Source organism: Streptomyces sp. NPDC051133 (assembly GCF_040682635.1).
Lineage (GTDB): Bacteria > Actinomycetota > Actinomycetes > Streptomycetales > Streptomycetaceae > Streptomyces.
Genome location: NZ_JBFBBK010000235.1, coordinates 1 through 1,367 on the forward strand (window position 1 = coordinate 1; position 1,367 = coordinate 1,367).

The 1,367-nt window shown below is 64.3% G+C and carries 1 protein-coding gene; it reads right to left on the minus strand.

From position 1 onward, the window contains the following. Nucleotides 1-524: 524 nt before the first annotated feature. Nucleotides 525-1,043 (minus strand): hypothetical protein, encoded by a 519-nt coding sequence (locus AB0N17_RS46705; protein WP_366017731.1) that lies wholly within the window; start codon nucleotides 1,041-1,043, stop codon nucleotides 525-527. Between the last annotated feature and the right edge of the window lie 324 nt (nucleotides 1,044-1,367).

Consider the following 1,367-nt stretch of genomic DNA (forward strand, 5'->3'; position numbering starts at 1 on the left):
CTCGCTGCAGCCGCGGAGAGGTCGCCCGGCGAGTGCGGCGACGCAGCACGGCCCGCCGCTACAACGCCAAAAGCTGCGCCGCGCAAACATCCGGGCAATGGCTTCAGCCTCCGCCTCGTTCACATCCGAGCCCCGGAACGAAACAGCGGCCGGCCTGAAGCCGGGGCGCCTTTTTTATGCAGCTACTGAGTTGTGGCGGCCTCGATGGGAACCTGCGACCGGCAATGTACGTCTCCGGCCCGTTGCTCATCTGCACGCCGTGACCCCATACGTGGATGACAGCGAGGTGGCGATGAGTGTGTGTCGTCGAAGCTCTGCAGCCGTTCGCTGACGGGCTTTGATCAGGGAAGCGAGGCGGGAGGTGACGGGCCCTTCGACGGAGTGAGGGGGACGCGGCAAGCCCGCCCGGCACAAGAACGCCCTGGCATGTTCCCCGCACCGGGAGCAGAAGGAACTCCGGGCCTTAGCGCTCTTGCTCGGCGTACGTCACGCTGCCGGGCTGTCCTACTTGTTCCCGGATGCTGTCAGCCTCCGGTGTTATAAGGGTCGGAGGTGACGCAGAAGGCAACGTTGGTGATGAAGCCTTCGTCCGGGTTCTCCAGGCCGGTGTCGAACGCAAGCCCGTGGGGGAAGGTGGTGGTGTCGTACACGTAAGCGTTGGCGCTGTTGTTGAGGCCCTGGGGATAGACGATGACGGCACGTGCGGCGTAGGGCCCCGTGATGTTGAAGGTGATGTTGGTGGGGCTGAATGGGTCATTGCCGGTGATCTCGACCGCCCCGTCGTCGTGCGGGGGGCTGAACTGGATCGGCCCTGAGTCGAAGTTCCCGACGCCTTCGTCATCCTCGAATTCGAAGGACGCGGGGTCCAGGCCGATGCTGCTGCAGTCCGAGGCGCGTAGCACTTCCATGGGCTCCACCGCCGCGGCCGAAGCGGGGCTGGCGGTGATACCGACGGTCGTGGCCGTGGTCAGGCCGGCGGCGATGAACCGCGCTCCCCATCGCGCCCGTCTCGACGGTGTCTTTGCTCGGATAGCTACTCGCATGAGGAGTACTCCTCCTTATCTTCTGGGGTGTACCAGAGATCCCGGTCACCACTTCTTGCGCCCGGGGAATTCTCGTGCGTTCAGTACCGTTCGAGTTTCCATCGGCTGTCCGCCATCGGGCATATCAGTACTCACACAGAAAGCTCGATCTTATGCTTGTGGCTCTTGCTCTTGGGCTATTCGGGGCTTATAGACGGCGGGATGAGGGTGAAGGGTCCGGCTCGGAGGCTCCTGGACGGCTGCGTGCATCGTCGCGGTAGGCCGTCCGGAGGTGCTTGGCCGGTGTGCGGGCCGGCTTGGCGGAGTGTGTTTTCGACGAGCTTG

Bases quoted from the DNA above. Each gene is read 5' to 3' on its own strand.
- AB0N17_RS46705 (WP_366017731.1), bottom strand. From the start codon at position 1,043: ATGCGAGTAGCTATCCGAGCAAAGACACCGTCGAGACGGGCGCGATGG.